Source organism: Clostridium sp. Cult1, assembly GCF_021655095.1.
Taxonomy (GTDB): Bacteria; Bacillota; Clostridia; order Tissierellales; family Tepidimicrobiaceae; genus Schnuerera.
In genome coordinates this window covers 317,148-344,072 of sequence record NZ_PPXW01000001.1, presented here as the reverse complement: position 1 = coordinate 344,072, position 26,925 = coordinate 317,148, and the positions used below count along the sequence as shown (strand labels likewise).

The 26,925-nt window shown below is 29.7% G+C and carries 31 protein-coding genes; all 31 read right to left on the bottom strand.

Annotation, left to right across the window (positions count from 1 at the left end):
* A partial coding sequence (locus C3E89_RS01570; RefSeq protein WP_236913424.1) for a 2-oxoacid:acceptor oxidoreductase family protein occupies positions 1–165 on the bottom strand: 165 nt, incomplete at its 3' end.
* A gap of 14 nt (positions 166–179) precedes the next feature.
* On the bottom strand, positions 180–989 hold the full coding sequence (locus tag C3E89_RS01565) for a 2-oxoacid:ferredoxin oxidoreductase subunit beta (protein ID WP_236910741.1): 810 nt from the start codon (positions 987–989) through the stop codon (positions 180–182).
* Complete coding sequence (locus C3E89_RS01560) at positions 970–2,133, bottom strand: 2-oxoacid:acceptor oxidoreductase subunit alpha (protein WP_236910740.1); 1,164 nt, start codon at positions 2,131–2,133, stop codon at positions 970–972. Before C3E89_RS01560 ends, C3E89_RS01565 begins: the two co-directional genes overlap by 20 nt.
* Before the next feature lies 1 nt (position 2,134).
* Positions 2,135–2,329, bottom strand: coding sequence for a 4Fe-4S binding protein (locus tag C3E89_RS01555; protein WP_236910739.1), 195 nt, complete (start codon positions 2,327–2,329; stop codon positions 2,135–2,137).
* A 152-nt stretch (positions 2,330–2,481) separates the two neighbouring features.
* Complete coding sequence (locus C3E89_RS01550; protein ID WP_236910738.1) at positions 2,482–3,879, bottom strand: oxaloacetate decarboxylase subunit alpha; 1,398 nt, start codon at positions 3,877–3,879, stop codon at positions 2,482–2,484.
* Between the two features lie 17 nt (positions 3,880–3,896).
* Positions 3,897–4,466 (bottom strand): tRNA (mnm(5)s(2)U34)-methyltransferase, encoded by a 570-nt coding sequence (locus tag C3E89_RS01545; protein WP_236910737.1) that lies wholly within the window; start codon positions 4,464–4,466, stop codon positions 3,897–3,899.
* The gene (locus C3E89_RS01540; protein ID WP_236910736.1) at positions 4,456–4,869 is read right to left on the bottom strand and encodes a GNAT family N-acetyltransferase; all 414 of its coding nucleotides are present in this window, start codon (positions 4,867–4,869) and stop codon (positions 4,456–4,458) included. Before C3E89_RS01540 ends, C3E89_RS01545 begins: the two co-directional genes overlap by 11 nt.
* A gap of 91 nt (positions 4,870–4,960) precedes the next feature.
* The gene (locus C3E89_RS01535; RefSeq protein WP_236910735.1) at positions 4,961–5,668 is read right to left on the bottom strand and encodes a pseudouridine synthase; all 708 of its coding nucleotides are present in this window, start codon (positions 5,666–5,668) and stop codon (positions 4,961–4,963) included.
* Between the two features lie 156 nt (positions 5,669–5,824).
* Positions 5,825–6,922, bottom strand: coding sequence for a D-alanyl-D-alanine carboxypeptidase family protein (locus C3E89_RS01530; RefSeq protein ID WP_236910734.1), 1,098 nt, complete (start codon positions 6,920–6,922; stop codon positions 5,825–5,827).
* 48 nt (positions 6,923–6,970) lie between these two features.
* Complete coding sequence (ytfJ, locus tag C3E89_RS01525) at positions 6,971–7,411, bottom strand: GerW family sporulation protein (protein ID WP_236910733.1); 441 nt, start codon at positions 7,409–7,411, stop codon at positions 6,971–6,973.
* Entirely contained in the window at positions 7,365–7,952 is a 588-nt protein-coding gene (locus C3E89_RS01520) for a DUF2953 domain-containing protein (protein ID WP_236910732.1), read from the bottom strand. The genes ytfJ and C3E89_RS01520 overlap by 47 nt, the downstream gene beginning before the upstream one ends.
* A gap of 77 nt (positions 7,953–8,029) precedes the next feature.
* Positions 8,030–8,578 carry an SMC-Scp complex subunit ScpB gene (gene scpB / locus C3E89_RS01515; RefSeq protein WP_236910731.1) on the bottom strand — a complete coding sequence of 183 codons (549 nt, stop codon included), beginning with the start codon at positions 8,576–8,578 and terminating at the stop codon, positions 8,030–8,032.
* A gap of 3 nt (positions 8,579–8,581) precedes the next feature.
* Positions 8,582–9,331, bottom strand: a complete 750-nt coding sequence (locus C3E89_RS01510) for a segregation and condensation protein A (RefSeq protein WP_236910730.1) — start codon at positions 9,329–9,331, stop codon at positions 8,582–8,584.
* A 13-nt stretch (positions 9,332–9,344) separates the two neighbouring features.
* Positions 9,345–9,938 (bottom strand): site-2 protease family protein, encoded by a 594-nt coding sequence (locus C3E89_RS01505; RefSeq protein WP_236910729.1) that lies wholly within the window; start codon positions 9,936–9,938, stop codon positions 9,345–9,347.
* A gap of 113 nt (positions 9,939–10,051) precedes the next feature.
* A complete protein-coding gene (locus tag C3E89_RS01500; protein ID WP_236910728.1) occupies positions 10,052–11,209 on the bottom strand; it encodes a D-alanyl-D-alanine carboxypeptidase family protein in 1,158 nt (385 codons plus the stop codon).
* A 146-nt stretch (positions 11,210–11,355) separates the two neighbouring features.
* Positions 11,356–12,681, bottom strand: a complete 1,326-nt coding sequence (locus C3E89_RS01495) for a pyrimidine-nucleoside phosphorylase (protein ID WP_236910727.1) — start codon at positions 12,679–12,681, stop codon at positions 11,356–11,358.
* A gap of 14 nt (positions 12,682–12,695) precedes the next feature.
* Positions 12,696–13,514 carry a purine-nucleoside phosphorylase gene (locus C3E89_RS01490; protein ID WP_236910726.1) on the bottom strand — a complete coding sequence of 273 codons (819 nt, stop codon included), beginning with the start codon at positions 13,512–13,514 and terminating at the stop codon, positions 12,696–12,698.
* An 11-nt stretch (positions 13,515–13,525) separates the two neighbouring features.
* On the bottom strand, positions 13,526–14,419 hold the full coding sequence (xerD, locus tag C3E89_RS01485) for a site-specific tyrosine recombinase XerD (protein WP_236910725.1): 894 nt from the start codon (positions 14,417–14,419) through the stop codon (positions 13,526–13,528).
* A 70-nt stretch (positions 14,420–14,489) separates the two neighbouring features.
* Positions 14,490–15,125 (bottom strand): stage II sporulation protein M, encoded by a 636-nt coding sequence (gene spoIIM / locus C3E89_RS01480; RefSeq protein WP_236910724.1) that lies wholly within the window; start codon positions 15,123–15,125, stop codon positions 14,490–14,492.
* A gap of 73 nt (positions 15,126–15,198) precedes the next feature.
* Positions 15,199–15,741 carry an NUDIX hydrolase gene (locus C3E89_RS01475; RefSeq protein ID WP_236910723.1) on the bottom strand — a complete coding sequence of 181 codons (543 nt, stop codon included), beginning with the start codon at positions 15,739–15,741 and terminating at the stop codon, positions 15,199–15,201.
* Between the two features lie 15 nt (positions 15,742–15,756).
* Entirely contained in the window at positions 15,757–16,839 is a 1,083-nt protein-coding gene (locus tag C3E89_RS01470; protein WP_236910722.1) for a DUF3866 family protein, read from the bottom strand.
* Between the two features lie 2 nt (positions 16,840–16,841).
* Positions 16,842–17,657, bottom strand: a complete 816-nt coding sequence (locus C3E89_RS01465; RefSeq protein WP_236910721.1) for a glycosyl transferase — start codon at positions 17,655–17,657, stop codon at positions 16,842–16,844.
* Positions 17,658–17,662: 5 nt separating this feature from the next.
* Positions 17,663–18,352: a glycosyltransferase family 2 protein gene (locus tag C3E89_RS01460; RefSeq protein ID WP_236910720.1), complete on the bottom strand. Its 690-nt coding sequence runs from the start codon at positions 18,350–18,352 to the stop codon at positions 17,663–17,665.
* A gap of 1 nt (position 18,353) precedes the next feature.
* Positions 18,354–19,247 (bottom strand): copper transporter, encoded by an 894-nt coding sequence (locus C3E89_RS01455; RefSeq protein ID WP_236910719.1) that lies wholly within the window; start codon positions 19,245–19,247, stop codon positions 18,354–18,356.
* A gap of 12 nt (positions 19,248–19,259) precedes the next feature.
* Positions 19,260–20,378: a putative cytokinetic ring protein SteA gene (steA, locus tag C3E89_RS01450; protein ID WP_236910718.1), complete on the bottom strand. Its 1,119-nt coding sequence runs from the start codon at positions 20,376–20,378 to the stop codon at positions 19,260–19,262.
* 148 nt (positions 20,379–20,526) lie between these two features.
* Positions 20,527–21,339 (bottom strand): sporulation transcription factor Spo0A, encoded by an 813-nt coding sequence (spo0A, locus tag C3E89_RS01445; protein WP_236913423.1) that lies wholly within the window; start codon positions 21,337–21,339, stop codon positions 20,527–20,529.
* A gap of 124 nt (positions 21,340–21,463) precedes the next feature.
* Positions 21,464–22,783, bottom strand: coding sequence for a SpoIVB peptidase (spoIVB, locus tag C3E89_RS01440; protein ID WP_236910717.1), 1,320 nt, complete (start codon positions 22,781–22,783; stop codon positions 21,464–21,466).
* Between the two features lie 226 nt (positions 22,784–23,009).
* Complete coding sequence (gene recN, locus C3E89_RS01435) at positions 23,010–24,710, bottom strand: DNA repair protein RecN (RefSeq protein ID WP_236910716.1); 1,701 nt, start codon at positions 24,708–24,710, stop codon at positions 23,010–23,012.
* 15 nt (positions 24,711–24,725) lie between these two features.
* Positions 24,726–25,178: an arginine repressor gene (gene argR, locus C3E89_RS01430; RefSeq protein WP_236910715.1), complete on the bottom strand. Its 453-nt coding sequence runs from the start codon at positions 25,176–25,178 to the stop codon at positions 24,726–24,728.
* A gap of 11 nt (positions 25,179–25,189) precedes the next feature.
* Positions 25,190–25,999 carry a TlyA family RNA methyltransferase gene (locus C3E89_RS01425; RefSeq protein ID WP_236910714.1) on the bottom strand — a complete coding sequence of 270 codons (810 nt, stop codon included), beginning with the start codon at positions 25,997–25,999 and terminating at the stop codon, positions 25,190–25,192.
* Between the two features lie 34 nt (positions 26,000–26,033).
* Positions 26,034–26,642 carry a hypothetical protein gene (locus C3E89_RS01420; protein WP_236910713.1) on the bottom strand — a complete coding sequence of 203 codons (609 nt, stop codon included), beginning with the start codon at positions 26,640–26,642 and terminating at the stop codon, positions 26,034–26,036.
* Positions 26,643–26,925 lie beyond the last annotated feature (283 nt).

Genomic DNA, 26,925 nt, shown 5'->3' with positions numbered 1-26,925 from the left:
AATTATAACTTCCGCCTTACTAGCTCCTCCTCTTGCTTCCGGTCCATAAGACTGGGATTGTACTACATTTTTACCATCATGCAATGCAGCTTCTGCTAAAATAATACCAGCTAAAATAAGCCCTTGACCGCCTGAACCACTCAATCTTAACTCTTGATGTACCATATTAAATCTCTCCTTTAAAAAGATTCTATTATTTGATTATACTTATCGGTATACTCCGGTCTTTCTCCCTTATATAATTCTCCTATAACAATTTTACCTTTTCGTTGTTCTTCTGGAAGTTTTTCATAAGCTACCTTGTTTACTGTAATCTCTTTTAAATTGGTCATCATATCAATAGCATCGCCTTTTTTATTCTTTCTTCCATAATAAGTTGGACAAGTAGTTAAGGTTTCTATAAAAGAAAAGCCTTTATTTTTTATTCCTTCCTCAACCTGTTTAATTATCATATGTGCACCATATACTGTCGACCTACTTACGTAAGTTGCACCTGCTGCTTTAGATAATTCACATAAATCAAAATTGGCATCAATATTTCCATATGGAGCTGTAGTCCCTTTGTCTCCTGTTGGTGTAGTTGGAGAATATTGGCCACCAGTCATACCATAAATATTATTATTAAATACAATTGTCGTTAAATCAATATTTCTCCTTGCAGCATGAATCATATGATTGCCTCCTATAGCAGCACAATCACCATCGCCGGTAATTACAATAACATGCAACTTTGGATTAGCAAATTTAATTCCAGTAGCAAAAGCCAAGGCTCTTCCATGAGTTGTATGTATAGTATTAAAATCTAAATATCCAGAAGCTCTAGATGAACATCCGATACCAGACACAATACATACGTCATTTTGGTTTAACCCAATATTATCAATAGCTTTTACAATGGCCCTAGTAACTATTCCATTTCCACAACCTGGACACCAGATATGTGGTAGACTTTCTGTTCTATAATATTTGTTAATTAATTGACTTGGCAATTTGACCCCTCCCCCTTTTTATATAATAGATAATTTCATCTGGAGTAATTAGCTCTCCATCTATACGACCATATTTATCAACTTTTGTATGCTTACCAGCAATTCTATCTATTTCGTTAAAATATTGTCCCATATTCATTTCTATAACTGTAATTCTATTTACATCTTTAGCTATTTTTTCTATTTGTTCTTCTGCTACTGGCCAAATTGTAATGGGTCTAAACATACCTATTTTATGACCACTTTGTCTTAATTCATCAATAGCAGATTTCACCGACCTAGCGGTAGCCCCGTAAGCAACTATAATTTCTTCTGCACCTTCTAGTTTATATTCTTCATAATCTATAATATCATCTAAATTATTTTCAATCTTATTGACTAATCTAGCGATTAATTCTTCAGCTACTTTATTATTGTTTGTAGGAAAACCCGTTTCGTTATGAACTAAGCCAGTTACATGGAACCTATAACCTTCACCAAAACTTGCCATTTCTGGCACTATCTCTCCCTCCTTAACCTTATAAGGAAGGTAATCTTCTGGACTAGATGTTGGTTTCTTTCTAGAATATATTTCAATCTGATCTTCATCTGGTATTTCTATTTTTTCCCTCATGTGACCAATTACTTCATCCATCAATAATATGACTGGAGTTCGATATTTTTCTGACAAATTAAAGGCCTTAATGGTAGTATCAAAAATTTCTCTTACCGTAGAAGGATATAACGCAATAATAGAATGCTCCCCATGAGTACCCCATCTTGCTTGCATTATATCACCTTGTGCAGGTGATGTTGGCAATCCAGTACTAGGACCTCCTCTTTGAACATTAACGATAACACAAGGAACTTCCGATATAATAGCATATCCTATACATTCTTGTTTAAGTGAAAAACCAGGTCCACTAGTTGCAGTCATTGATTTTTTTCCAGTTAAAGAAGCTCCTATTATAGCACTAATACTTGCAATCTCGTCTTCCATTTGAATGAATTTACCGCCTACCATCGGTAATTTAGCAGCAGAAAGTTCAGCTATTTCAGTTGAAGGAGTAATTGGATAACCAGCATAAAACTTCATACCGGCTGCAATGGCACCTTCTACACAAGCTTCATTACCTTGCATTAATCTTACATTTTTTTCTGGCATTTTATTTACCTCCTAAATAAATTGCATAGTCAGGACATCTTAATTCACATTGACCACATTGAATACAAGAGTCCAGATCTTTAATAACTACTTTCTCATCTTTTATTGCTAATACATCCTTTGGGCAAAATGCAACACATATTCCGCAGCCTTTGCATAATTCCTTTTCCACATTGAGCTTTTCCAATGTTTTCAAAGTAAGTTCCCCCTTATTGTCATATTTTCTACTATTATAATAACAAAAATATACCAATTATGCAAGATTTATTTCATATTTTTGCTAGTATTATTTATTCTGCAAGTTTTGTTTCATTATTTAGAAAAAAAACAAGCCTTTAAAGGCTCGTTTTATATAGGGTAAGTTTTAAATTCTTCATCTAATAGTTCAGTATCGATTCTATATTTTTCAGCTTGTCTATACTTAAAGAAATCAATGGCAACTTGAGGAAATAATGCATAGGTTAAAATATCTTCATCTTGTTCTATATATTCCTTAATATCTTCTTTTAACTTATTTAGTTCCGGTTCCATTAAATCCGCTGGTCTTCCTGTAAAAACTTCCTCATCTCCAATAATTTTCTTTCTTATTTCTTCTTTTATTGGTACCGCAGGTTTCCCATAAAGACCTTTAACGTAATTCTTAGCTTCCTTTGGAATCATTTTATATCTTTCTCCTAATAACACATTGAAAACTGCCGTTGTACCGACCATTTGACTCATAGGAGTAACTAAAGGAGGATAACCCAAATCTTCTCTAACTTTAGGCACTTCTTCAAGAACTTCATCAAACCGATCTAATGCTCCTTGACTATTTAATTGGGAAACTAGGTTTGAAAGCATTCCCCCAGGTACTTGATATTTTAAGGTTCTAACATCAACATTAAGTACTTTACTATTTAATAACCCTTCTTTCTCGTATTTATCCCTTAACTCCTTAAAATAATCTGTAATTTCTAGTAAAAGATCCATATCTATATCTGGATAATATGGTGAACCCTGTAAAGATGCTATCATAGACTCAGTCGCTGGTTGGCTTGTTCCCATACCCAAAGGTGAAATAGCAGTATCTATGATATCAGCTCCAGCTTCAATTGCCTTCATATAAGTTTGATTAGCTATTCCACTAGTAAAGTGGGAATGAATTTGAATAGGAACTGAAATATTCTCTTTTAATCCTTTAACTAATTTTTCAGCTTCATATGGCATTAGTATCCCAGACATATCTTTAATACAAATAGAATCTGCGCCCATCTTCTCCATTTCAATACTTAAGTTAATATAATATTCATTATTATGTACAGGACTAGTTGTAAAGGATATAGCTGCTTGGGCATGACCGCCATATTTTTTAGTTGCTTCAATAGATTTTTTAATATTCCGTGGATCGTTTAATGCATCAAAAATTCTAATAATATCAATACCATTTTCAATAGATTTTTTAACAAACATTTCTACAACATCATCTGCATAATGTTTATAACCTAGTAAATTTTGTCCTCTTAGTAGCATTTGCAATTTTGTATTTTTAAAAGCCCTTCTTAATACTCTTAATCTTTCCCAAGGATCTTCTTTTAAAAAACGCAAGCAAGCATCAAAAGTTGCCCCTCCCCATACTTCAAGAGAATAAAAACCTACTTTATCTAATTTATTAGCTATTGGTAACATATCTTCAGTTTTCATTCTAGTTGCAATTAATGACTGATGAGCATCTCTTAGAATAGTATCAGTAATTTTTACTCCTGCCATTATTAATCCCTCCAATTTTATAATTTTTCTACGCCAAAAAGTACTGGCGGATTATTTTTTTGATTTAAAAATTTAAATTCTAAAACATTATATTCCTTTTGATTAAGAGTATTTAGAAAACTCTCTACTCCCTCTTTCTCTTCTAATCCTCCTTTGTGTCCAGTATAACATGTTATCAACAATAACCCATTCTTTTTCAATAAAGATAAAGATTTTTCTAAACTTTCCAATGTAGTGTTAATTTCGGTTTTGATTCTCTTATCGCCGCCAGGTAAATAGCCTAAATTATATATGATAAAATCAACTTTTTCAAAAACATACTTGTCGACATTTTGGTGACCTTCATTAATAAGGATTACATTATTTCCTAATTTCTCTTTTAGTAGTTTTTCTCTAGTTATATTTAAAGCTATGGATTGAACCTCAAATCCATAAACTTTTCCACTATTACCTACTAGTTTAGCTAATAAAATAGTGTCATTTCCGTTACCTACAGTACAATCTATAGCTATATTACCTTCTTTAATATAATGATGCATAATCTTTTTCGCTGTTTCTACCGCATTAATGAAATGTTTAAACCCCATTTGTACCACCACAACAGGTATTATTTAAAATATTATCTACCTCTGTATATAACTTATGATCAACTAAAATGGAAGTTTTATTATTCGTAAATCCTTTTTTTAATAAATAGCTATCATACCTATGATAATATACTTTATTAATACCCATAGACTTACACTTAAATAAGATTCCCCTTAAAAGACTGTCTCCATAATTTAAACCTCTAAACTTCTCTTTTACAACCACATATTTTAATATTCCATAATTGTCCTTAATAATTATTTTACTTACACCCATAATACAATCCTCATCATTTATAATGTAAATTATTCCTTGAGATAGATCATCTTCAATTCCATTAACTTTAAGAATAGATTTAACATTGGAATAATCATCTTTTTCTATTTGGCGCAATACTATCATTACTTTATTCACTCCTATGTTAATTATAATTCAAAGCTAGAAAAAAATAAAGCTGAATATAAGATAATATGTCGTATAGAGTCTTGTTTTATTAAAGAGATTTCAAATATCTGATGTCTTTCTCGGTCAAATGCCTCCACTTACCTACTTCAAGATCGTCAAGTTCTAACGCCCCTATTGCTATTCTTTTTAGTTTCATTACTGGATGCTTAATATATTCACACATCTTTCTAACTTGCCTATTTCTTCCTTCATGAATGGATATTTCCAACAGTGACGATTCCCTATATTTTTTAACAATCCTAATATATGCTTTAGCTGTCATTCTTCCATCAATCTTTAGTCCTTTTCTAAATTTGTTTAATTTTTTATTATTGGGTATTCCCTCTACTAATGCAATATATTTTTTCAGTACTTCATGACTAGGATGAGTCAATTTATATGCTAAATCACCATCATTGGTCATAAGGAGTAAACCAGATGTATCTTTATCAAGTCTACCTACAGGAAATATTCTTTCATCTATATTTTGAATCAAATCTGATACAATTTTATCATTATAATAGCTCTTTAACGTTGTTACGTAACCTTCAGGTTTATTTAACATTATATAAACTTTTTTTGATTCTAACTCTATGATTTTACTATTTACTTTGACTATATCACTTTCAGGATTTACCTTTGTTCCTAATTCCCTAATTATTTTATCATTAACTTTAACTCTTCCCTGCAAAATAAGCTCTTCTGCTTTTCTTCTTGAGGTTATTCCCGATTGTGCTATATACTTTTGCAACCTCATAATTACAACCTCCTTATATATACTATATTTATTTTAGCCTTTTAAAATGGTTTTGTAAAACTAATTCTTCCCATCTTTTATAAAATTTAATTCACATTAAATTTTTGAGTTAATTAACTTAAATTTAATATAAAAAAGAAAAGCCCTTAGGCTTTATTAATCTTTTATTTTCTTAATAAACTTTCTTATCATACCTAATTTTTCTACCTTTTCTTTTGAAACTATTTTTCCTTTATGAATAATTTTACCTTCAAGATAAACTGTTATATCACCTATGATCTCATCTTTATCTATAGGGGCTTCCAAGGTTTTAGGTAAGTTTATATTTATTTTTACCTCATCTAATTCTTCGTCACTTAATGGATATAGGAATGAATTCTTAGAGACTGCATGTATATAATCTTTGCTTCCATTAGTTACTGGGATTTCCTTCATGAATTGATTTTTATCATATATTACATAGGTTGTAAAATTGTCAAATCCATAATCCATTAATCTATAGCAATCATCAAACCAATTACTATCATTTAATACTACTGCAATCAATTTAGTTCCATTTCTAGTAGCACTAGTAACTAAACACCTACCTGATTTTGTAGTATAGCCAGTTTTTACTCCATCTCCTCCCTTATATTCCCATAAAGTCTTATTTTTATTATAAAAAATATTATTCTTATCTCTATTGGCTTTCCATGTTTTAGAACTAACAATTTGATTGAATTCTTCAAAATTCATAGCTTCTGCAGTTATTAATGCTAGATCATATGCAGTTGAATAGTGATTTTCATGGTGTAGTCCATGTGGATTCATAAAATTTGTATCTTCAGCCCCAATATTTTTCGCTTTTTCATTCATCATCTTAACAAAATCTTCAATGTTTTTACCTAAATATTCTGCTATAGCTACAGCTGAGTCATTACCAGATCTAAGCATTAACCCATATAATAAATCTTCTAAAGTTATCACTTCACCTTCTTCCAAATATATACTCGAACCCTCTATTCCTACAGCATTTATATCTACATTAATTTTATCATATAATTCTCCATTTTCTAAAGCCAGTAAAGCGGTCATTATCTTTGTAGTGCTTGCTATCGGTAATTTAGTATGAGGATTATAGCTAGCTAGAACTCTCTTAGATTGTGCGTCTATTAGAATTGCGCTTTGAGCATTTATATCTGGCTTATGACAATAAGAAGCTTTTCCTAAGGATAAAGTTATTATTAAAATAATTATAGTTATTTTTCTACTCAAAAACAGACCTCCTTAAAATAAAGTAATAGAAGCAGAAAATTCTGCTTCTTATGTTGGATTTTGAACATTATCCATATTTACAGTATTGTCAGGATATCCTTTTTCTTTATTAATTGATTTTTGAATATTATCAGCTAATTTAGTCATGAAATCAAATAAACCACTTAAGGCTGTATTCCCCTCATCTACCGTTAGTAATTTTATTTGATCATTTCCTGCTACTATAAATCCAACAGGTTGCACTGAAACACCTGCTCCACTACCTCCTCCAAATGGAAGTTTATTGCTATCTATCTCTTCCCTTTTCATATTTATTTTATTGAACTCACTACCTCCAGATGCAAAACCAAAGGAAATCTTAGAAACAGGAATTATGACCAATCCGTCAGGTGATTGTACTGGATCCCCAATAATTGTATTTACATCTACCATTTCTTTTAAACTATTCATAGTAGTTTTCATTAGACCTTCTATTGGATGTTCTACCAAACTTTTCACCACCTTTATTTAATCTTATTATCCAAATCCATACAGTTATAATATAAACCATTCTTATTTTAATTATACAGTTAAATTGAATATCTAATTGATTTTGATTAAAAATTGGTTTTACATTATAACTTAATTTCTTTACATCTTTTTTGGCAAGCAATAAACTAATAATAATACTTTTAAAATACCATAGGCTTCCTGAAATAATTCCCACAAGGAATGCTTCTTCAAATCCTATTTTAGTTTCCCATAAAATCTGCTCTAAAATTAGCTTTTCCCATATAATCTGAATAAATTTTTTATATCCACTATCTTTATAAATAGATTTAATCCTATCTTTTCCCTCTGTTTCATATTTTCTAGGTCTTCTCTCTTTATCAAAAGGATAGATTTCTGGTTTAAGTAATCCAAATATATAAGATGTGGTAATGTTCAATCTACTGTCCCCATTTTTGTATTTATATTTAATCTTAAATTTTATTGGCAATATTAATAGTACAATCGTAACAATTAATATTGAAGTAAGAAAATACCTCATTTATTCACCCCAAAACTCAATGGTCTTACTATTTTCTATTTTTTCCATAAAAAAGAAGAATAATACAAAGGTTTGTATTATTCTTCTAAATCTTCTGTTTCTTCATCTTGTAAATCAAAATTAATAAGAGATGGCAATTCATCTAGATCTTCTAATCCAAAATATCTCAGAAATTCATTTGTAGTTCCATATATTATAGGTCGCCCAGTCCTCTCTAATCGACCCTTTTCTTCTATTAAATCCCTATTTAATAATGTTTCGAGAGCTTTATCACAACGTACACCTCTAATTGTTTCTATCTCATTTCTAGTTATTGGTTGTCTATATGCAATGATGGATAGAGTCTCTAGTGCCGCATTAGAAAGGTTTTTACTGTCTTTTTCCTTGGACAACTTACTTATCCAAGGATAGTGTTCTGGCCTTGTTGATAATTGATAGCTATTATTTATCCTTGTTATTTCTAATCCTCTTCTATTATAATTAAATTCATCTACCATTTCATCAATTATATTCTTTACTTCTTTATCTTCTATTTCCAATATGCTTGAAATATCCTTTATAGATAAAGGTTCCCCCCATATAAATAGTAATGCCTCAATAACTGCTTTTAACTCTCTCTTGTCCATAAACTATGCACCCTCTTTACTAATTCCAATAATTATGATATCTGAAAAATTATCTTCTTGATGAATTCTAATGTTTTTAGTTCTAATTAGTTCAAGTAATGATAAAAATGTTACAACTATTTCCCTTCTATTAGGACTTTCTCCTAATAAGGTACTAAATTTTATATTTTTCTTTTCTTGAAGCACTTTTTTTATCTTAGCAATGTATTCATCTAAAGTATATTCTTCTTTTTGAATTTCATTTATATTGAAAGATACATCTATTTTTTTCTTTTTTGCCAATAGATTACTAAATGCCTTAACTAGATTTTGTAAGTCCATTTGTTCTAGATTGTTTTCTTCATCTGCAAAGTAAGAAAGATCTTCTTGAGGCTTATAATAGACTTTGCTTTGTATATTTTCTAAATCACGAAATTTATTTGAAGCAAGTTTATATTTCTTATATTCAACTAACTTTTCTACTAATTCTAGTCTTGGATCCATCTCCTCCATTTTAAGCTGCTCATCCCCATCTTCATTTTTTATTTGTGGCAATAGCAATTTAGATTTAATTTCTAATAAAGTAGCCGCCATAACTAAGAATTCACTAGTCACCTCTAAGTCCAGTTCCTCCATCTTAGTTATATAGCTTATATATTGCTCTGTTATTTCATTAATGGGAATATCATAGATATCGATCTGAGCCTTCTCTATTAAATGAAGCAGTAAATCCATTGGCCCTTCAAATGTTTCTAAAATGACTTTGTATTTCATAAAAAAACTCCTATTAAGTAATTATTTTAATTAATATTTTTAAACTAAAATCTATAATTGGACCTAATATTCTATTAATTGAATTTGTTGCAATTAATAAGATTAAAATAATATATAGATATTTCTCATTCTTATAAAAGAGATATTCATATTTAATTGGCAATAGACTTGCTAAAACCTTTGATCCATCTAAGGGGGGAAAAGGTAATAAATTAAATATTCCTAGCATTAAATTATACCATAACATAATAAACAATATATTGAATAATATATTATTTGAAACAATATTTATAGATAAAATAAAACCAATAATTAATGCTATTATAAAATTGGAAAAAGGTCCAGCTAAAGATACTGCTATCATACCTCTTTTTCTATTTTTAAAATTTCTAGAGTCAATAGGCACAGGCTTGGCCCATCCAAATTTAAATAAAAATAAAAAAATAAAGCCTATTAAATCTATATGTTTCAACGGATTTAAAGTTAATCTTCCTGAATCTTTTGCTGTATTATCTCCTAATGCATAGGCTACACAGCCATGGGAAAACTCATGTATTACTATTGCTACTAGTAATCCTGGTAATCTAAACAAAAAATCATAGCTCATATTATTACCTCTTTCTATTTCCAATTATTAGAACCTCGACCTAATAGTCGAGGTTTTATTATCTTTACTATATTTTATTATGTTTTAACAGAAAATACAAATGAATATTTAAATCATTTATTTATTAGAAAGCTCTTTAGAGTTCTTTTAAACATTTCCTTAAAACCTGCTTTATCTACTCCAGTCTTTGACACTAATTTTATTTTATCTACCTCTTTGCCATCAATCTTTACAATCATTTGTCCTATCTCCTGTCCTTCTTCTATAGGACTTTCTAAAAATTCAGGTAGGAGTATTTCCTTGCTAATATTTCCTTCCTTACCTTTTGATAAAAGGATATAACTATCTTTTTCTAAAACAGCTTCTATATATGGTGTATTTCCTTTATGAACATTAACTTTTCCTAATACATCACCTTTCCTACCTATTGTAATAGAGTCATAATTAGCAAATCCATAGTCTAATAATCTCATACTTTCATTAAACCTAATCTTAGAAGTATCACTCCCCATAACAATAGCTATTAACTGTAAGTTTCCCCTTTTGGCTGATGCTGCAAGACAATAACCAGCTTCACTTGTAGATCCAGTTTTAATCCCTGTAGTTCCTTCATATTCCTTTATCAGTCTATTGGTATTAACTAGACTCTGCACCTTATCCTTCTTTTTTCCTACTAGAATTTCGTCCATATAGACAGTTAGCCAATTGTGAATCTGTTTATGTTTTAATAGCTCTGCTGACATTAAAGCCACATCATATGCTGAAACAAAATGATTTTCATCTGGAAGACCTGAGGCATTCATGAAATTAGTGTTCTTCATCCCTAATGATTTTGCTTTTTCATTCATCATCTTCACAAATATTTCTTCACTTCCTGCTATATGTTCAGCTAAGGCTACTGAAGCATCATTAGCAGATCTAATGGTAATGGATTTAAATAAATCTTCAACAGTTTGGGTTTCACCTTCCTCTAGCCATAATTGACTACCACCCATTCCTGCAGCATGGGAACTAATTCTCACCTTATCCGATAGATTGATTTTCCCAGCTTCTAAAGCTTCCATACCTAGTAAAAGAGTCATAATCTTGCTGATGCTTGCAGGTGGTACTTTCTCATGGGAATTTTTTTCATAGATAATCTCACCTGTGTGATAATCCATAAGCAAAGCAGATTTAGCTTGAATATTTAATTCATCATTAGCAAAAGCATTTGATGGTATAGTAAGCCAAATAATAAATAATAAAATTATAGAAATTATTCTCTTATTCACTATACAACCTCCTAAATTAATGTTTACTTTTATATTATCCATTCAATTCTTTAGTTATACAAACTATTCTTTAAAAGTAAAAATATTCTATTTAGTGAATTTAAAAACACCCTATATTTGCTAACCATAGGGTGTTTTTAAATTCACTAATAAAGATTGACACTGTCTTTAGTTATATATCCATATATTAGTTTTTTAGATTCTTTATTTTTTTCTCCTATTATAAATAAATTTCTTAAATCTTTTTCTACTTCTATAACCTTGTTCATATCATTAGCATGAATTTGAGCTAAAGCCTCTCCTTTTTTTACATTATCATCTATTTTTTTATTTAATACAATTCCTGCTGAAAGGTCAACAGTTGAATCCATAGTTTCTCTCCCCGCACCTAACTTTAAAGCACATTTTCCAATTTCTTCAGCATCTAATGATTTAATATAGCCATCTTTTTCACTTTTTACTTCTATTATATATTTTGCTTTTGGTAAAAGCTCAGGATTCTCTATTTGATTTATATTTCCACCTTGCCACATTACCAACTCTTTAAATTTCTCGTAGGCTGCACCTGAATTTATCATTTCCTCTAAAAGTTCTTTTCCATCTTCTTCTGTTTCAACTTTTTTAGCTAATAGCAATAACTTTGATCCCAATTCCAAACTAAGTTGAAGTAAATCCTTTGGCCCCTTGCCTTTTAAGGTTTCAATAGCTTCTTTTATCTCCAAAGAGTTTCCAATGGCTTTTCCTAATGGTTCATCCATATTAGAAACTAAAGCTACAGTCTCTCGTCCATAACCTATCCCTATATCTACCATTTCTTTAGCTAAATCAATTGCATCTTCAATATTTTTCATAAAAGCTCCACTACCAACCTTTACATCCAGTATGATAGCATTTGAACCAATAGCAAGTTTCTTACTCATTATACTACTAGCTATTAGTGACAAATTCTCCACAGTAGCTGTAACATCTCTTAAAGAGTATATTTTTTTATCTGCTGGAGTTATATTGGCAGTTTGACTACAAATGGCTATATTTATATTATTAGAATTTCTTACAAACTCTTCATCAGTTAATTCCACTTTAAAACCTTTTATTGACTCCAGTTTATCTAAAGTTCCTCCAGTATGGCCTAATCCCCTACCAGACATTTTAACAAAGGGTACACTGCAAGCAGCTATCATTGGTCCTAATATTAATGTTATTGTATCTCCAACGCCTCCTGTAGAATGTTTATCAACCTTTAACCCTTTAATTCCTGACAAGTCAACTTTATCGCCAGAATTAACCATAGCCCTTGTTAGATCTAAAGTCTCTCTTTTGCTCATTTTATTAAAATAGATTGCCATTAAAAGGGCTGAAGTTTGATAATCTGGTATGTTATCATGAGTATAATTTTTAACAAAATACTCAATCTCTTTAGTAGTTAGTTCTCCTCCATCCCTCTTTTTCTTGATTATATCATACATTCTCATTCACTTCACCCCGACTAAATATTATACAATATTTCTATCATTAATTTTTCAAACTTATCCTTTACCTTTAAAGATGTTTCAATAACTTCATCATGATTTAAGGGTTGATCTAAGATTCCAGCTGCCATATTTGTTATACAGGATATGCCTAGTACTTTTATGCCTTGATGTTTAGCTACTATTACTTCTGGTACTGTAGACATGCCTACTGCTGATGCTCCTAAAATACTAGCTAATTTTATTTCAGCGGGTGTTTCATATGTTGGACCAGTAAGCCACATATATACACCTTCCTTTAAACTCACCCCTAAATTTTCGCCAGCTTTTTTTGCTATATCTATTAGATTTTTATCATAAGCCCTTGTCATGTCAACAAACCTAGGTCCTAAATCATCAAAGTTTTTACCAATTAAAGGATTCTGGCCTGTAAAATTAATATGATCATTGATTATCATTAAATCTCCAGGAGAAAAATTTCTATTGACTCCGCCTGCAGCGTTAGTTACAATTAAGGTTTTTATCCCAAGACCTACCATAACTCTAATTGGGAAGACAACATCTTCAAGGGAATACCCTTCATAATAATGAAACCTACCTTGCATTGCAATAACATTTTTATTTCCCAATTGGCCTAATATTAAACGTCCTTTATGTCCTTCTACTGTTGACACAGGAAAGTTGGGAATATCCTTATATTCTATAGCTATTGGGTTATTAATTTTGTCTCCTAAACTACCTAACCCTGAACCAAGAACTAAGCCTATATCAGGAACTTCCTTTGATTTAGTTTTGATGTATTTGATACTATTGCTAATCTTTTCAATACAGTTCATAATCTTACCTCCTATGCTCTAGGATGTGTTTTTTGATAAACATCCTTCAATTCTTTATTATCCATTGCAAAAGAATATATCTGAGTTGTAGAAATATCTGAGTGTCCAAGCATCTCTTGAACAGTTTTAATATCTGCACCATTTTGTAATAGATGAACAGCAAAAGAATGTCTTAAAGTATGAGGAGTTATTTTCTTGTCAATATTTGATTTTTTAGTATATTCTTTTATTATTTTCCAAAATCCTTGTCTAGTTAATCTTTTCCCATAATAATTTAGAAACAATGCTTTTTCCTCTTTATCTTTTATTACTTCCTCTCTATATCTATTTACATATAGATTCATATGTTGTAATGCAACACTTCCAACAGGAATAATTCTTCCAGCCTCATTATGGTCATCCAAAGCTAGGTATCCTAATTCCAAATTAAGGTTGTCCATATTTAAATCGATTATTTCGGAAACCCTAATTCCTGTTGCGTATAAAAGCTCTAACATAGCCTTATCTCTTGCCCCTTTAAAATTGTTTCCGCATGGTTGAGATAGTAATATATCTACTTCATCCTTAGTCAATATATTAGGAAGCTTTCTTTCAGACTTAGGTGAACGTAAATTATGAGTAGGGTCTTCATTTATCATATTATTATTCAATAAGTATTGATAAAAACATCTAATAGAAGCTAAATTCCTTGAAATAGTGGAAGTAGCTTTTCCAACTTTTTGCAAATACATTAAATATGTAATAATTACTGTTTTGTTAACCTGAGTACTATCCTCAATATTATTCTCAATAAGATAGTCTTTAAATTGGATTATATCCCTTACGTAGGCTTCTAAAGTATTGGAAGCTAGGCCTTTTTCATTGTTAATATAATCTATATATTTTTCTAGAATTGATTTAGACATACTAGTTCTCCTTTATTTACTGATATATACTTATTCAACATAATTTCATAAATTCCTTCTAATAACAATATTATTTCAAGTAATCTGTTAACAATCTTAAAAAAATCGGTGATATATACGCTTCTATCAAGGTACCTATGAATAAAATGATAGAAAAAAAGGAAATTAAAATAGTGTAATCAATAATTTTTGCTAATATATTCACCTGGTTAATTCTTGTTCTCCTAGTCTTTATACAGTTAATTGAAAAAGCCATTCCTATAGAAGCAATAGATATGATACTAGGAATGATCAATAGATTTTGCGGTAGAATTCCCATAACAGAAAAAAGCAATCCCTGTAATCCATATTCATAAACGAGAAACCCGACGGTAAATCCTAAAGCAAAACCCCTAAACAGTATAGTTATTGGAACCAAAGCAATACCTATAAATATCATACCCGATAACCACATGATACCAACAGTTTTAAAATTATCTACTAAAGATTGTTTTAAAATAGAAATACTACTAAGCTTACTTCCATCAATGCTTTTAAAAAAAGAATTTAGAAATAACATGATATCATTTTTTTGATTGAAATCTAAAATCTTTATAGTTATAGAACCTATTATTATCCCAATAACAAAGGTAATTGTTATTAGAAAGTAAATTACAAAATTATCTTGAAATTGCTTAAATAGCCATCTCTTAATCCTATTAGGCAATGATAAATCCTCCCTTCAATTAATACAAGCCTATATGAAATAATATGCTTTTTAGGAGGATATTATCACTACCTTATCTTTTTTGATTAATATACTTTTCTGCAAAATATATACTAATTATTGTCTTACTATCAGTTATCTGTCCTCGATTAACCATATTAATCAAATCTTCAATACTTACCTTTTTTATTTCAATATATTCATCTTCCATTGGTTTTTCTTGACCTAACTCTAACTGAGTAGCGAGGAACAAATATATTTTTTCATCAGAAAATCCAGGAGAGGTGTAAAACTCAAATATATATTCCATTTTTTTTGCTGTATACCCAGTCTCTTCGACAAGTTCCCTGAAGGCTGTCTCTTTAGGTTCTTCATTAATCTCAATTTTACCAGCTGGGATTTCTAAAAGCATCTTTTCAACGGGTTTTCTAAATTGTTCTACTAAAATCATATAACCATCTTCTGTTATTGGAACAATCCCCACAGACCCAGGATGTTCAATAATTTCTCTTTTAGAATACTTTTTATCAGGTAGTTCAACTGTATCTATTCTTAAATTAAGTATTTTACCTTCATAGATTTTTTCTGATTTCATAGTCTTTTCTTCATAACTCATTAAATCATTCCTCCCCTATATTAACTCTTTATTAATATGAAATCCTACAGCACCTAATGTCTCAAAGAATTCTTTATCATCTTCATAGCCTCTTCCCATAGTTTTGACTTCAAGGTTAAAATAATTTAAGGCTTTTACAATTTTATCTCCATATTCATATATAATATCATATTTTTCATAAAGTTTAAGCTTTTCAATCTGACTTTTTAGTATGTTTAATTTCTCCTCATCTAATATAGGTATAATTATTTTTCCAGTAGTTTTGGTGATTTCAGTTAATACAGTTTTTGTATGATGACTTAAACCAAAATGTCTTTCTCTTGAGTCTTTAAAGCTAATCCTTGGTACTATAATTGCTTCCCCGCCCAAAGTATTTACTGCATCAATAATCTGCCCCTGTTCTATTCCGCTAAAACCGTATTTAGTTCCTGTTCCAACTATTCCTGGCCCCATTGTAACAATCGTTACATCTCCTTTTAATATCTCTTTAGCAGCAATTAAGCCAGTATATATATTGGTGCACTCCAAATCTCCACCAAAAGCATGACCAATCGTAATAGTCTTATAAATCAGTTCCTTATCTTTTAAATTTCTTACAGTATTGCTAAAGTATATTGGTAATGAACCACCGTCCGTCATTAGATAATTTATCTTAATATCATCATTTAACCACTTTAGCATAGCAGCAATTGGAGCTAACATACTATGTAATGTTCCTACGATAACTTTATGCCCATTTAAGGATTTGAATTCATTAAATATATTATGATATTCACTATCTTCCTCTTCTGCAGCTAAACATCTTATTTGGTGAGGAGTATATCTTAATTTCATAATATGTCCTTTACCATCCAGAATCTTAGATTGATTACTGAAATTAAATATGACAAAATGAACTCCTCCAGTTCCTAACGATAATTCAACAGCAGTAGTATTAATAATTACAACATCTCCTTCTCTAATAGTCCCTGTAAGATCATTGTAGTTAATTGCTTTCGAAATTGAATTATCTATCTCAACCTTCACCCAGGATACCTTTGGATGCTCTTCTGATATTTCAACTACTATTGCTTTTCTATAACTTAACAGGTTAATCACTCCTATCTACCTAAATTATCAATAAACTTCAATATCTTATTATTATCAATTATATCTGAAAAAGAAAGTTTCTCTGCCAATATATGTATTACCAATAAAAATAATATATATGTTATTTTTATTGGCAAGCTATGACTATATACGCAATATACACCTAACGTAATGCCTAATGTATTTGAACCTACATCTCCCATCATTGCCTTTGCCTTTAAATCTAAAGGAAAATATACCATTAATATACCATAAAAAGAATAAAAAAAGAAATTATAATCCTTAGTAATGCTTAAAACTATCATAATTATTGAAATAATAATAAAAACTTTAATAGACCGTCCAGGTCTTAGATCAAATAAATTAATCAAGTTTGTAAATAATGCAATAATAAAAGTATTAACAACAATTTCTACGATATCTTTACTGAGTAAGATTGAAACAATTAAGGCTACAAAAAAACCGATACCTGCTTTTATACCTCCTGTAGTAAGATTACCTTTAAAAAAAGATCTTATGTGACCCTTAAAACCCTTTATATGTGTATCTCCAATTAGATCATCTAATAATCCTACTAATCCTATCAGTATAAAAGAAAATAAATAATAAATAGTATAGTTTATATTATCTTCAATAATTAATGAAGTAATAGAAAGAGAAATTACTTGAATAAATACAAAGGATAATCCCATTGAAATGGGAATACCCTCCCCTTTATAGTTTTGTCTTATTGTATCATTTTTTATTAACATATTAAAAATCATAGGTATACCTACATAAGATAATACTAGACTAATAATAAAACTTAAAATATTTATATAGCTCATTCATGTCACCTTCTAAAAAACATTACTATTAAAGTTTTTAATATATCCCAAAATTGCTTTCCTCTATGCTTAAATCCTTTTAAAGACCTATCTGTATATCTGTGAGTCATATTGACTGGTACCTCTTTAAAGGTAAAACCATTTTGTAAAGCTTGTATAGTCATAGCTACTTCTATTCCATATCTATTAGGAATATACTTCATATGTTTCATAATTTCCTTTTTATACACTCTCTGTCCTGATAGAGAAGTATTAATCTCTTTCTTAGTATAAAAATAAACTCCTTTTTTAGCTAATTTCTTTACTAATCCAAAACCTCCTTTAGTTTTGGTGTTTGAGGAGGATTGGGGGAACTTAGCTATTGTAAAATCAACTTCATTGGATATAACAGGCTTAATTAATTTTTCAACTTCTTTGCTTGTTTCCCCTAAATCACCATCCACAAATCCAATAAAATCATATTCCTTATCTTTTATTGCCTTTCTCATTGCATAGCCTTTTCCTTTGTTTTTAGATAAAGAAATTATTGAAACATCAAATTTCTCGAGTACTTTAGCAGTATCATCTGTAGAACCATCATCAATAATTAATATTTCATCTATTAGCTTTACCTTTTTTAACCCTTTTATGGTATCTCCAATTTTATCGACTTCATTATATACTGGTACTACTATTAATATACGTCCATTATTCATACTATCGCTCCTTAGAGTATTCTAACGCTGGCAAACTAGACCTAGGAGTTAACTCTTCTGCTGTTGGTTTTACACCATAATGTCCAGGTCTGCCTTCCATGGCTAAAACAAGAGATACTTTTCCAATATTTGTATTAACGTTATCAATAGTACTAATTCTATATTTTTTATAATCCTCAATATAAGAATAGTTTGTATTTTCTTTTTCAATTCCAATAATTGATTTATTAAAAGTTTTTGCAGTTTCAATTATAACCTTATCTACCATTATTAACCTATTTTTTTCTTCTTTTATACTGCCACCAGCTAATATTATATAGTCAACAGGTTCATTAACAAGTCCTACTACGTCAATAAAGTCCTTATCTATTAATTTTGTCACTAAATCAGTTTTTTCACCATTTATAATAGACTTCGATAATTCCATAATACTATTTGATACTAGATTATCAGATATTGATATCCCTAATTCACTATATGCCTCTTTCAATAATTCTTCATTTATTATTTTATCTCCTATAGTGGTTACATTAACAACATTAGCACCTGCTGTCTCTAAAATTTGTCCTACTCCAGAATACATGTAATCTGATTTAGTTTCAATAATTGCTACATTAACATCTTTCAATTTTGATCTAACTATTTCCTCATAAGTTGAATCAATAAAATACTTATAAATTTCTTTTTCTCCTTCTAATTCTTTTATAGATGATTTTAATTGTTGATTTTCATTTGATAAAAAGTCAAATCTCTCCTCTATTTTAGCTGCAATATCTTCTTTCTGTTCCACAATAAAACTTTGTGCATCAAGAGTGAAGCCAATATATATGCCTATTCCTAATGCAGCAAAAATTGCAACGATTGATATTACATAGAATTTCATATTTGGTATCATAAATATCCCCCTTTACAATCCTAGCATTATACGAATTCTTATCTTTAAAAGAAGTAGTAGATCTTTTAGCAAAGGATGCATAAATGTTACAACTAATATTGGTATTAAAGCTGCAATTGTAATTCCTACAACATACTTCAATTTAAAAGAACTATGATATAGCTTATTTACTCCCTTAGCATCTACTAGTATTGAACCTACCTTTAACCTTACTAAAAATGTACTGGACATTCCACTTCTACCCTTCTCTAAAAAATCTATCATATTAGTATGTGTACCTACTGCTACTATTAAGTCTGCTCCATTAGCATAGGCTAGTAAAAAGGCAATATCTTCGCTTGTGCCAGGCGCTGGAAAAGTCTGAGCCTTTAAACCTAAATCCTCCACTCTTTTTAATCCTGGAGCCCTACCATCTGGATACGCATGTACTATTATTTCTTTTGCCAGCTTTAAACATTTATCAGATATACTATCCATATCCCCAACAACAATATGTGGAGTATATCCAAAATCTAATAGAGCGTCTCCTCCACCATCTACTCCTATTAATATTGGTTTTACTTCGTCTATATATGATTTTATTGCTTCTAAATCCATTTTGTAATCCCTGCCCCGGACTACTACCAACACATGCTTATTATTTATCTTTGTTTTAGTTTTAGGTATGGGAATCTTTCCAGTTACTAAGCCCTTTTCTCTTTTCGCATATTCTAAAGTATTTTCTATAAAATTCTCTAATTCTTTTTCTATATTAGCATATCCAATATCTAATAGTTCTTCAATTCTTTTTTTATCTAAAAACTCACATTCTGCAATTTTTTCACCTTTATATATAATATTATTATCAATAACTTCAACTACTTGACCTTCCTCTACTTGTTCAAATATGTCATTATTGCATTCGAATATGGGAATATTTGCTTCAGCCAAAATAGATGGCCCTTGATTTGGATATCTACCACTTATAGTTTCACTGACATTTATTACACATTTCACTTTTTTGTCCACCAATGAAAGAGCTGCCACTTCATCTAAATCCTTATGAGCAATTAAAGCTATGTCTCCATATACTAATCTTTCTATTAATTTTTTTGTTTTCCTATCTTTTTTCACAATCCCTTTTATATACATATTAATCCTCCAAGATTTCTACCTTATATTATTGCCAACTATTGACATTCTAATAAGTTGCTATCGGATTTATTATAACATAATATTAACCTTTGTGAAAAAAGATATTTAACCCCATAAAGTGATTAATCACTTTATGGGGTTAAATTTACATGCTCCCTTCCATCATTTCCAACTCAAGCCTCAATTTATCAGCTACCATAGCTATAAATTCCGAATTGGTAGGTTTTCCTTTATTGTTGTTGACAGTGTATCCAAAAATCTTATCAATTGTATCAACCTTTCCTCTTGTCCAAGCTACTTCGATTGCGTGTCTAATTGCTCTCTCTACTCTGCTAGGTGTTGTTTTAAACTTTTTTGCTATATTAGGATATAATTCTTTAGTGACAGCTCCTAATAACTCCATATCTTGAATTACCATAGATATAGCCTCACGTAAGTATAAATAACCCTTTATATGTGCAGGTACACCAATTTCATGTATTATATTAGTAATCCTAGCTTCTAAACTCTTAGTTGTATCCAGATTTAAAGAACTATTAATCTTTGGAATGTTAATATAATCATCTTTTTTAGATAGTTTTTCTTTTTTATCTTCACCAGCAATTTCTTTAAGTCTTTTTATGAATACTTTAAAATCAAAAGGTTTAACCACATAATAACTAGCTCCTAATTGAATAGCCTTTTGAGTAATTTGATCCTGACCTACTGCTGATAGAACTACAACTTTAGGCATTTTTTCTAAATTAAGACTATGTAATGCCTCTAATACCCCTAACCCATCTAAATGTGGCATAATAATATCTAATATTAGGATATCAGGATTTACCTCCGTTATCATATCTAAGGCTTGCAATCCATCCTTTGCAATACCAATTACCTCAAATTCCCCTTCCATGGTTAAAAATTTACTTAAAATTTCGCAAAATTCTCGATTGTCATCTACAATCAAAACCTTCATTTTATCCAATTAAACTACCCCCTGTTCTTTAATTATTGGTATAATTAACTATTCGACAAACAATTGCTGTTTCCTTCTATTTTATAAAATTTTTTGTTTATTTCATAAAAAAGATAGGCTTTGCCTATCTTTTAAGATTATCTACAAGCTTTTCATTTGTTTGATAATTTGGTGTAAGTTGTTCTAACATCCATTCAATATAAATACCATATCCTTTAGCAGGATCATTTACAAATACATGAGTTATTGCACCTACTAATTTCCCATCTTGTATTATAGGGCTTCCACTCATTCCTTGAACAATACCACCGGTTTTTTGTAATAATTTTTTATCTGTTATTCTAACAGTCATACTTTTTTGATTAGGAAATTGCTGTGGTTGAGCTTTTAATATTTCAATTTCAAACTTCTCTACTTTATTATTATCAATAGTAGTCAATATATGGGCTTTTCCTTCCTTAACCTCTTCTTTAAAGCCAATAGGAATTGCCTTCCTTTTATTTGACTTAATAAATTCATCTCCCATTAATCCGAATATTCCGTAGGGTGAGTTTTTTATAATTTCTCCTAATATATTTTCTGTTTCATAAAAAATTCCCCTTATTTCACCAGGGCTACCTCTTTTTCCTTGTTCAATATTTGCTATTTTAGCATTTGTGATCTTCCCATATTCTACATTTAATAGATTCCCAGTATCCATATCCGTAATACCATGACCTAAAGCTCCAAATACTTTACTATCTTCGTCATAAAAAGTTAAAGTTCCTATTCCAGCAGTTTTATCTCGTACCCATATACCTAATCTATAACAGTTATCCTGCATACTTTTTATTGGAGTCACTTTTGTTTCGAATTTTATTTTATTTCTTTCAACAACAATTTTGATTTTTTTATCTTCTATCTGATTTAATAAATCTACTACATGTTCAGCATCTTTAATCTTAATATCATTTATTTCTAATATGCTATCACCTGTTTTTATCCCTGCTTCCTTAGCTGGATTATACCTTTTACCATCTACTCCTAATACATCTGTTACAGCTACAACTAAAACTCCCTTCGTATTTAATCTGACTCCTAATGCATTTCCACCAGGCACTAAATATTGTCTTTTTACCACATTTACATCAAACTTTTTAACTGGTATTATTCCTAAAAGTTTTAACTGAAATTTAGCTTCTCCGGCTTCAATACCGTCTATTTTATAGCTTTTTGTTAATCCATTTGTTGAACTTTGATTATAGGTGGATTGTACTATAGTATCTTCATCATGCAATGCACTTAAAGAAAATGGAAATAATACATCTATACTCTTGTTTTCTCCTTTTGCAATTTTTATCTCAGCAGGATAATATAATATATTTGAAATTTGGAGTATATAAAAAAAAGTGAATATTAAAATCAATAAAGAAAATATTTTTTTATATTCTTTATATCTACTCAAATTGAAATCACTCCCCTAATTTTCCCTCTTTCATATTCACCTCCAAAATATTTTTTAGCGTAAATATAATTTAGCCTTTTTTCATCTTATTTATTCTCCAAAAATATTTTTAATAATGACAAGTAAATTACATATTGGAAAAAATCAAAAATTAAAAAAAGGACTCCTAAAACTAGTTTTTTTAGAAGTCCTTTCCATATGAATAAAAGCAGCTTTCTAAATTTTTCTAACTCTTTACATCCAATTTTTTTGACATTTCTAACATTTCTTTTGCATGAAGTTTAGTTGTATCTGTCAAATCTACTCCACCTAATAATCGTGATAATTCATCAATTCTTTCTTGTTTTTTTAATTTCCTTACAAATGTACTAGTTTTATCATTATTAATTTGTTTATCAATTAAAAAATGAGTATCCGCAAGAGCTGCAATTTGAGGTAGATGAGAAATACAAATTACTTGATGTTTTTTTGAAATCATTTTTATTTTCTCACCTACTATTTGTGCAGTTCTTCCACTAATTCCTGTGTCTATTTCATCGAAGATTAAACAGGGAATATTGTCATAATCTGCTAATATTCTTTTGAAAGCTAGCATAATTCTGGACATTTCACCACCAGAAATTATCTTTGATAATGGTTTTAAATCTTCACCCTTATTAGTAGAGATTAGGAACTCTATTCGATCCCATCCTGTTTGAGTAAAATCATCTAATTTCTTAAAGTCAACTTTAAAAATTACATTTTCCATATTTAAATCCTTTAATTCTTTTGTAATCAATGCTTCAATTTTTTTGCCTATTATTTTTCTAATTTCGGTTAGCTGATTGCAGTAATCACTTAATATGTCTTTTATAGCTTCTATTCTTTTTAGTGTTTTTTCCACTTCTTTTTCATTATTCAATAATTCTTCATATCTTTTTTCAATTGAATCCTTGTATCTTAAAATATCCTCAATAGTACTTCCATACTTTCTCTTTAAATTATTTATTATATCTATCCTATCTTCTAAAAATTCCAACCTTTCTTCATCAATATTAATATTCTCTAAATAATCCAAAATACTTCTATATAAATCTTGCAATTCAAAACTAATATATTCTAAAACATTATTATACTCTTCCAATACGTTATCGTATTTTATTATATTCTTCATATTAGAAATACATTTGCTAATATTGCTTATAATAGAAATGCCATGTTGGTTTTCATTTCCTATACTATCAGCTATTCCTCCTAGATTATGTCCAATTTCCTTGATATTAGATAATTTTTTGTATTCTCTCATAATCTCATCTTCATCATATTTTAAAAGATTAGCATCATGAATTTCATCTATTTGATACTTTAAAAGATCTATCTCTCGATCTCTTTCTATGGTATCCAAAGACAGTTCTTCTAATTTTTTCTTTTCTTTTAGCAGTTCTAAATATGCTTCTTTTACATTACCTAGTAGAGTTCTTAATTCAACATTTCCAAAAGTATCAATTAATTTTATGTGATTTTCAACATCCAAAAGGGATTGATGTTCATGTTGGCCGTGAATATCAACTAAGTTTGAGGTAATTCTATTTAGCATAGTCAGAGTAACAGTTCTTCCATTTACCCTAGATATGCTACGACCGTTATTATGTATTTCTCTAGAGATTAATAAATAATTAGAAGGATCTGTATCTATCCCAAAATTTTCTAAAATCATATTTATTTTTTGTGGATTATCTAAATAAAATATTCCTTCGAGAATTGATTTTTCCTTACCTGTCCTTACCATATTTCTATTTGCTCTTTGACCTAAAATCATACCAATACCTTCAACAATTATTGATTTACCAGTTCCAGTTTCACCAGTTAAAACATTAAATCCCTTTGTAAAATTAATTTTTAAATCATCTATAATAGCAAAGTTACTAATATTTAACTCAACTATCATGTATATACCCCCATATTATTTGAGTAAATTTTGGAGATTTCCCAATATCGAGTTCATCTTTTCTATCTCTTCTATGGCTATAAATATAGTGTCATATCCAGCAATTGTTCCTTTTACGCCGTCAATATTTAGATTGTCCACTGTTGATGCACAAACATGGGCTGCACCAGGTAGAGTTTTTATAACAATTATATTTTCAGCACTTTCTATACATAATACTGAACTTTTAAAAATTCTAATTAATCGTTCACTCATTCCATCATATTGGCTATCTATTGTCGCATATTTATATTTTTTATTAGAAGTTAGAACTTTTACTAACCTTAGTTCTTTAATGTCTCTTGATATTGTAGCTTGGGTTATTTCTATACCTTTTTCTAATAAATGTGCTGCCAACTCTTCCTGAGTTTCTATTTCGTAATTTTGGATTAAATCCAGAATAACACTCTGTCGACTGTGCTTTTTCATCTTTTCCTCCCTTATACTAGTAAGCTTTCATGAGCATCATCTATAATCTTTGATAGTGTCTTTTCACTTATCATTTTTTTATTATTATCAGATTTACATATATGGGATAGGAACTCTATATTTCCTGTACTACCAGTGATAGGTGAAAATCCTAAGTCTATAATGTCTAATCCAATAGTGTTGCAGAATTCAACCATGTTTTGTATAACTTCTTTATGAATTATTTTATCCTTAACTAGACCTTTTTTACCAACTTTATTTCTCCCGGCTTCAAACTGAGGCTTAATTAAAGCCATGATAGAACCTTCTTTAGTTAACAGTTCTTTAGCTACAGGAAGAACTAACTTTAATGAAATAAACGATACATCGATAGATATAAAATCAGCCAATTCTCCAATATCATCCTTTGTTACATATCGAATATTAGTTCTCTCTTTCACCACAACTCTAGGATTATTTCTAAGTTCCCAATCCAATTGTCCATATCCTACATCTATTGCATAAACTTTTTTCGCTCCCATTTTTAGCATACAATCAGTAAATCCTCCAGTAGAAGCTCCAATATCAATTGCAATTTTGTCCACTAGATCTATATTAAAAATATTCAATGCTTTTTCTAATTTTAATCCTCCCCTACTAACATATTGAATTGGATTTTCCTTAATCGTAATTTCGCTATCTACATTAATTTTTTCCCCGGGTTTATCAATTCTTCTATTACCAACAAAAACTACTCCTTCCATAATTGTTCGTTTTGCTTTTTCTCTGGAAGCTGCTAATCCTTTCTCAAATAAAAGTATATCTGCTCTTTGTTTTTCCATATAATCCTCCTTGTTTATAACGGAATCAATTATTTTACCTGTTATTTTTGTTATTTTTTTTCTTTTTTTCAGGGAGTAGATCTATTTTTAATCTTCTTTTAATAAAATTAAAAAAAATAGCGGTTTCAAGTATAATTTTCTCAGAATATAATATAGCTATAGATTTACCAAAGGCTTTACCTCCTACAGTCAATGAAGCTACTAAAGAAGTAATTATAATACTTAACAATATTCCATTCTTAATATCATATATTTCTATTAATTTATAAATTATTGTAGTTCCAACAGCCCCACTAACTATTCCACTAATATCGCCAATTACATCATTGCAAAAATTTGACACTTGTCCTGCATTCCTAACTAGCCTTATAGCATATCTAGCTTCCTCTAATTTATTAGCAGCCATTGCATGGAAAGGCTTCTCTTCAGCAGTAGTAACAGCAATACCTATAATATCAAAAAAGATTCCAATTAAAATAATAATAATTAAAATGACAAATGCTAAAAAAATATCTAAGTTCTTTACTAATCCTTCCGTAACAACACTAAAAATCATCGCCATAATAAAGGTCCATATGGTAACCATAATTATCCATCTTAAATTATACTTATCTGAAAAATTACTCTCATCTTTCTTACTCATTCTATATTAGTTCCCCCATTAATTTATTAAGTAAAAAGCTGATAGCATTATGCTATCAGCTTTTAAAGTGGCAGTATATTGAGTAAATCTTACGGCTTAAGGTCCAGCAGGATTTCCCTGATAGAAACTGTATGTCGCCATAACAGCGGTTTCCCTTTAATTCTATCACTACTATGTCGCCATGAGTAGAACTGGATTACCACTTAGTCCGCACTGTAATCCCCAATATACCTCTTCCATGAACAGTCTAGGAGTTTTCCTCTACAACCAGTCTAATCCTTAG

Excerpts from the sequence above, each read along its gene's own strand:
- C3E89_RS01560 (WP_236910740.1), bottom strand. The coding sequence starts at position 2,133 with ATGCCAGAAAAAAATGTAAGATTAATGCAAGGTAATGAAGCTTGTGTA.
- C3E89_RS01550 (WP_236910738.1), bottom strand. The coding sequence starts at position 3,879 with ATGGCAGGAGTAAAAATTACTGATACTATTCTAAGAGATGCTCATCAG.
- C3E89_RS01545 (WP_236910737.1), bottom strand. The coding sequence starts at position 4,466 with ATGGGGTTTAAACATTTCATTAATGCGGTAGAAACAGCGAAAAAGATT.
- C3E89_RS01540 (WP_236910736.1), bottom strand. The coding sequence starts at position 4,869 with ATGATAGTATTGCGCCAAATAGAAAAAGATGATTATTCCAATGTTAAA.
- C3E89_RS01535 (WP_236910735.1), bottom strand. The coding sequence starts at position 5,668 with ATGAGGTTGCAAAAGTATATAGCACAATCGGGAATAACCTCAAGAAGA.
- C3E89_RS01520 (WP_236910732.1), bottom strand. The coding sequence starts at position 7,952 with ATGAGGTATTTTCTTACTTCAATATTAATTGTTACGATTGTACTATTA.
- scpB (WP_236910731.1), bottom strand. The coding sequence starts at position 8,578 with ATGGACAAGAGAGAGTTAAAAGCAGTTATTGAGGCATTACTATTTATA.
- C3E89_RS01510 (WP_236910730.1), bottom strand. The coding sequence starts at position 9,331 with ATGAAATACAAAGTCATTTTAGAAACATTTGAAGGGCCAATGGATTTA.
- C3E89_RS01505 (WP_236910729.1), bottom strand. The coding sequence starts at position 9,938 with ATGAGCTATGATTTTTTGTTTAGATTACCAGGATTACTAGTAGCAATA.
- C3E89_RS01495 (WP_236910727.1), bottom strand. The coding sequence starts at position 12,681 with ATGAGAATGTATGATATAATCAAGAAAAAGAGGGATGGAGGAGAACTA.
- C3E89_RS01490 (WP_236910726.1), bottom strand. The coding sequence starts at position 13,514 with ATGAACTGTATTGAAAAGATTAGCAATAGTATCAAATACATCAAAACT.
- xerD (WP_236910725.1), bottom strand. The coding sequence starts at position 14,419 with ATGTCTAAATCAATTCTAGAAAAATATATAGATTATATTAACAATGAA.
- C3E89_RS01475 (WP_236910723.1), bottom strand. The coding sequence starts at position 15,741 with ATGAGTTATGAAGAAAAGACTATGAAATCAGAAAAAATCTATGAAGGT.
- C3E89_RS01465 (WP_236910721.1), bottom strand. The coding sequence starts at position 17,657 with ATGAGCTATATAAATATTTTAAGTTTTATTATTAGTCTAGTATTATCT.
- C3E89_RS01460 (WP_236910720.1), bottom strand. The coding sequence starts at position 18,352 with ATGAATAATGGACGTATATTAATAGTAGTACCAGTATATAATGAAGTC.
- C3E89_RS01455 (WP_236910719.1), bottom strand. The coding sequence starts at position 19,247 with ATGATACCAAATATGAAATTCTATGTAATATCAATCGTTGCAATTTTT.
- steA (WP_236910718.1), bottom strand. The coding sequence starts at position 20,378 with ATGTATATAAAAGGGATTGTGAAAAAAGATAGGAAAACAAAAAAATTA.
- spo0A (WP_236913423.1), bottom strand. The coding sequence starts at position 21,339 with ATGAAGGTTTTGATTGTAGATGACAATCGAGAATTTTGCGAAATTTTA.
- recN (WP_236910716.1), bottom strand. The coding sequence starts at position 24,710 with ATGATAGTTGAGTTAAATATTAGTAACTTTGCTATTATAGATGATTTA.
- argR (WP_236910715.1), bottom strand. The coding sequence starts at position 25,178 with ATGAAAAAGCACAGTCGACAGAGTGTTATTCTGGATTTAATCCAAAAT.
- C3E89_RS01425 (WP_236910714.1), bottom strand. The coding sequence starts at position 25,999 with ATGGAAAAACAAAGAGCAGATATACTTTTATTTGAGAAAGGATTAGCA.
- C3E89_RS01420 (WP_236910713.1), bottom strand. The coding sequence starts at position 26,642 with ATGAGTAAGAAAGATGAGAGTAATTTTTCAGATAAGTATAATTTAAGA.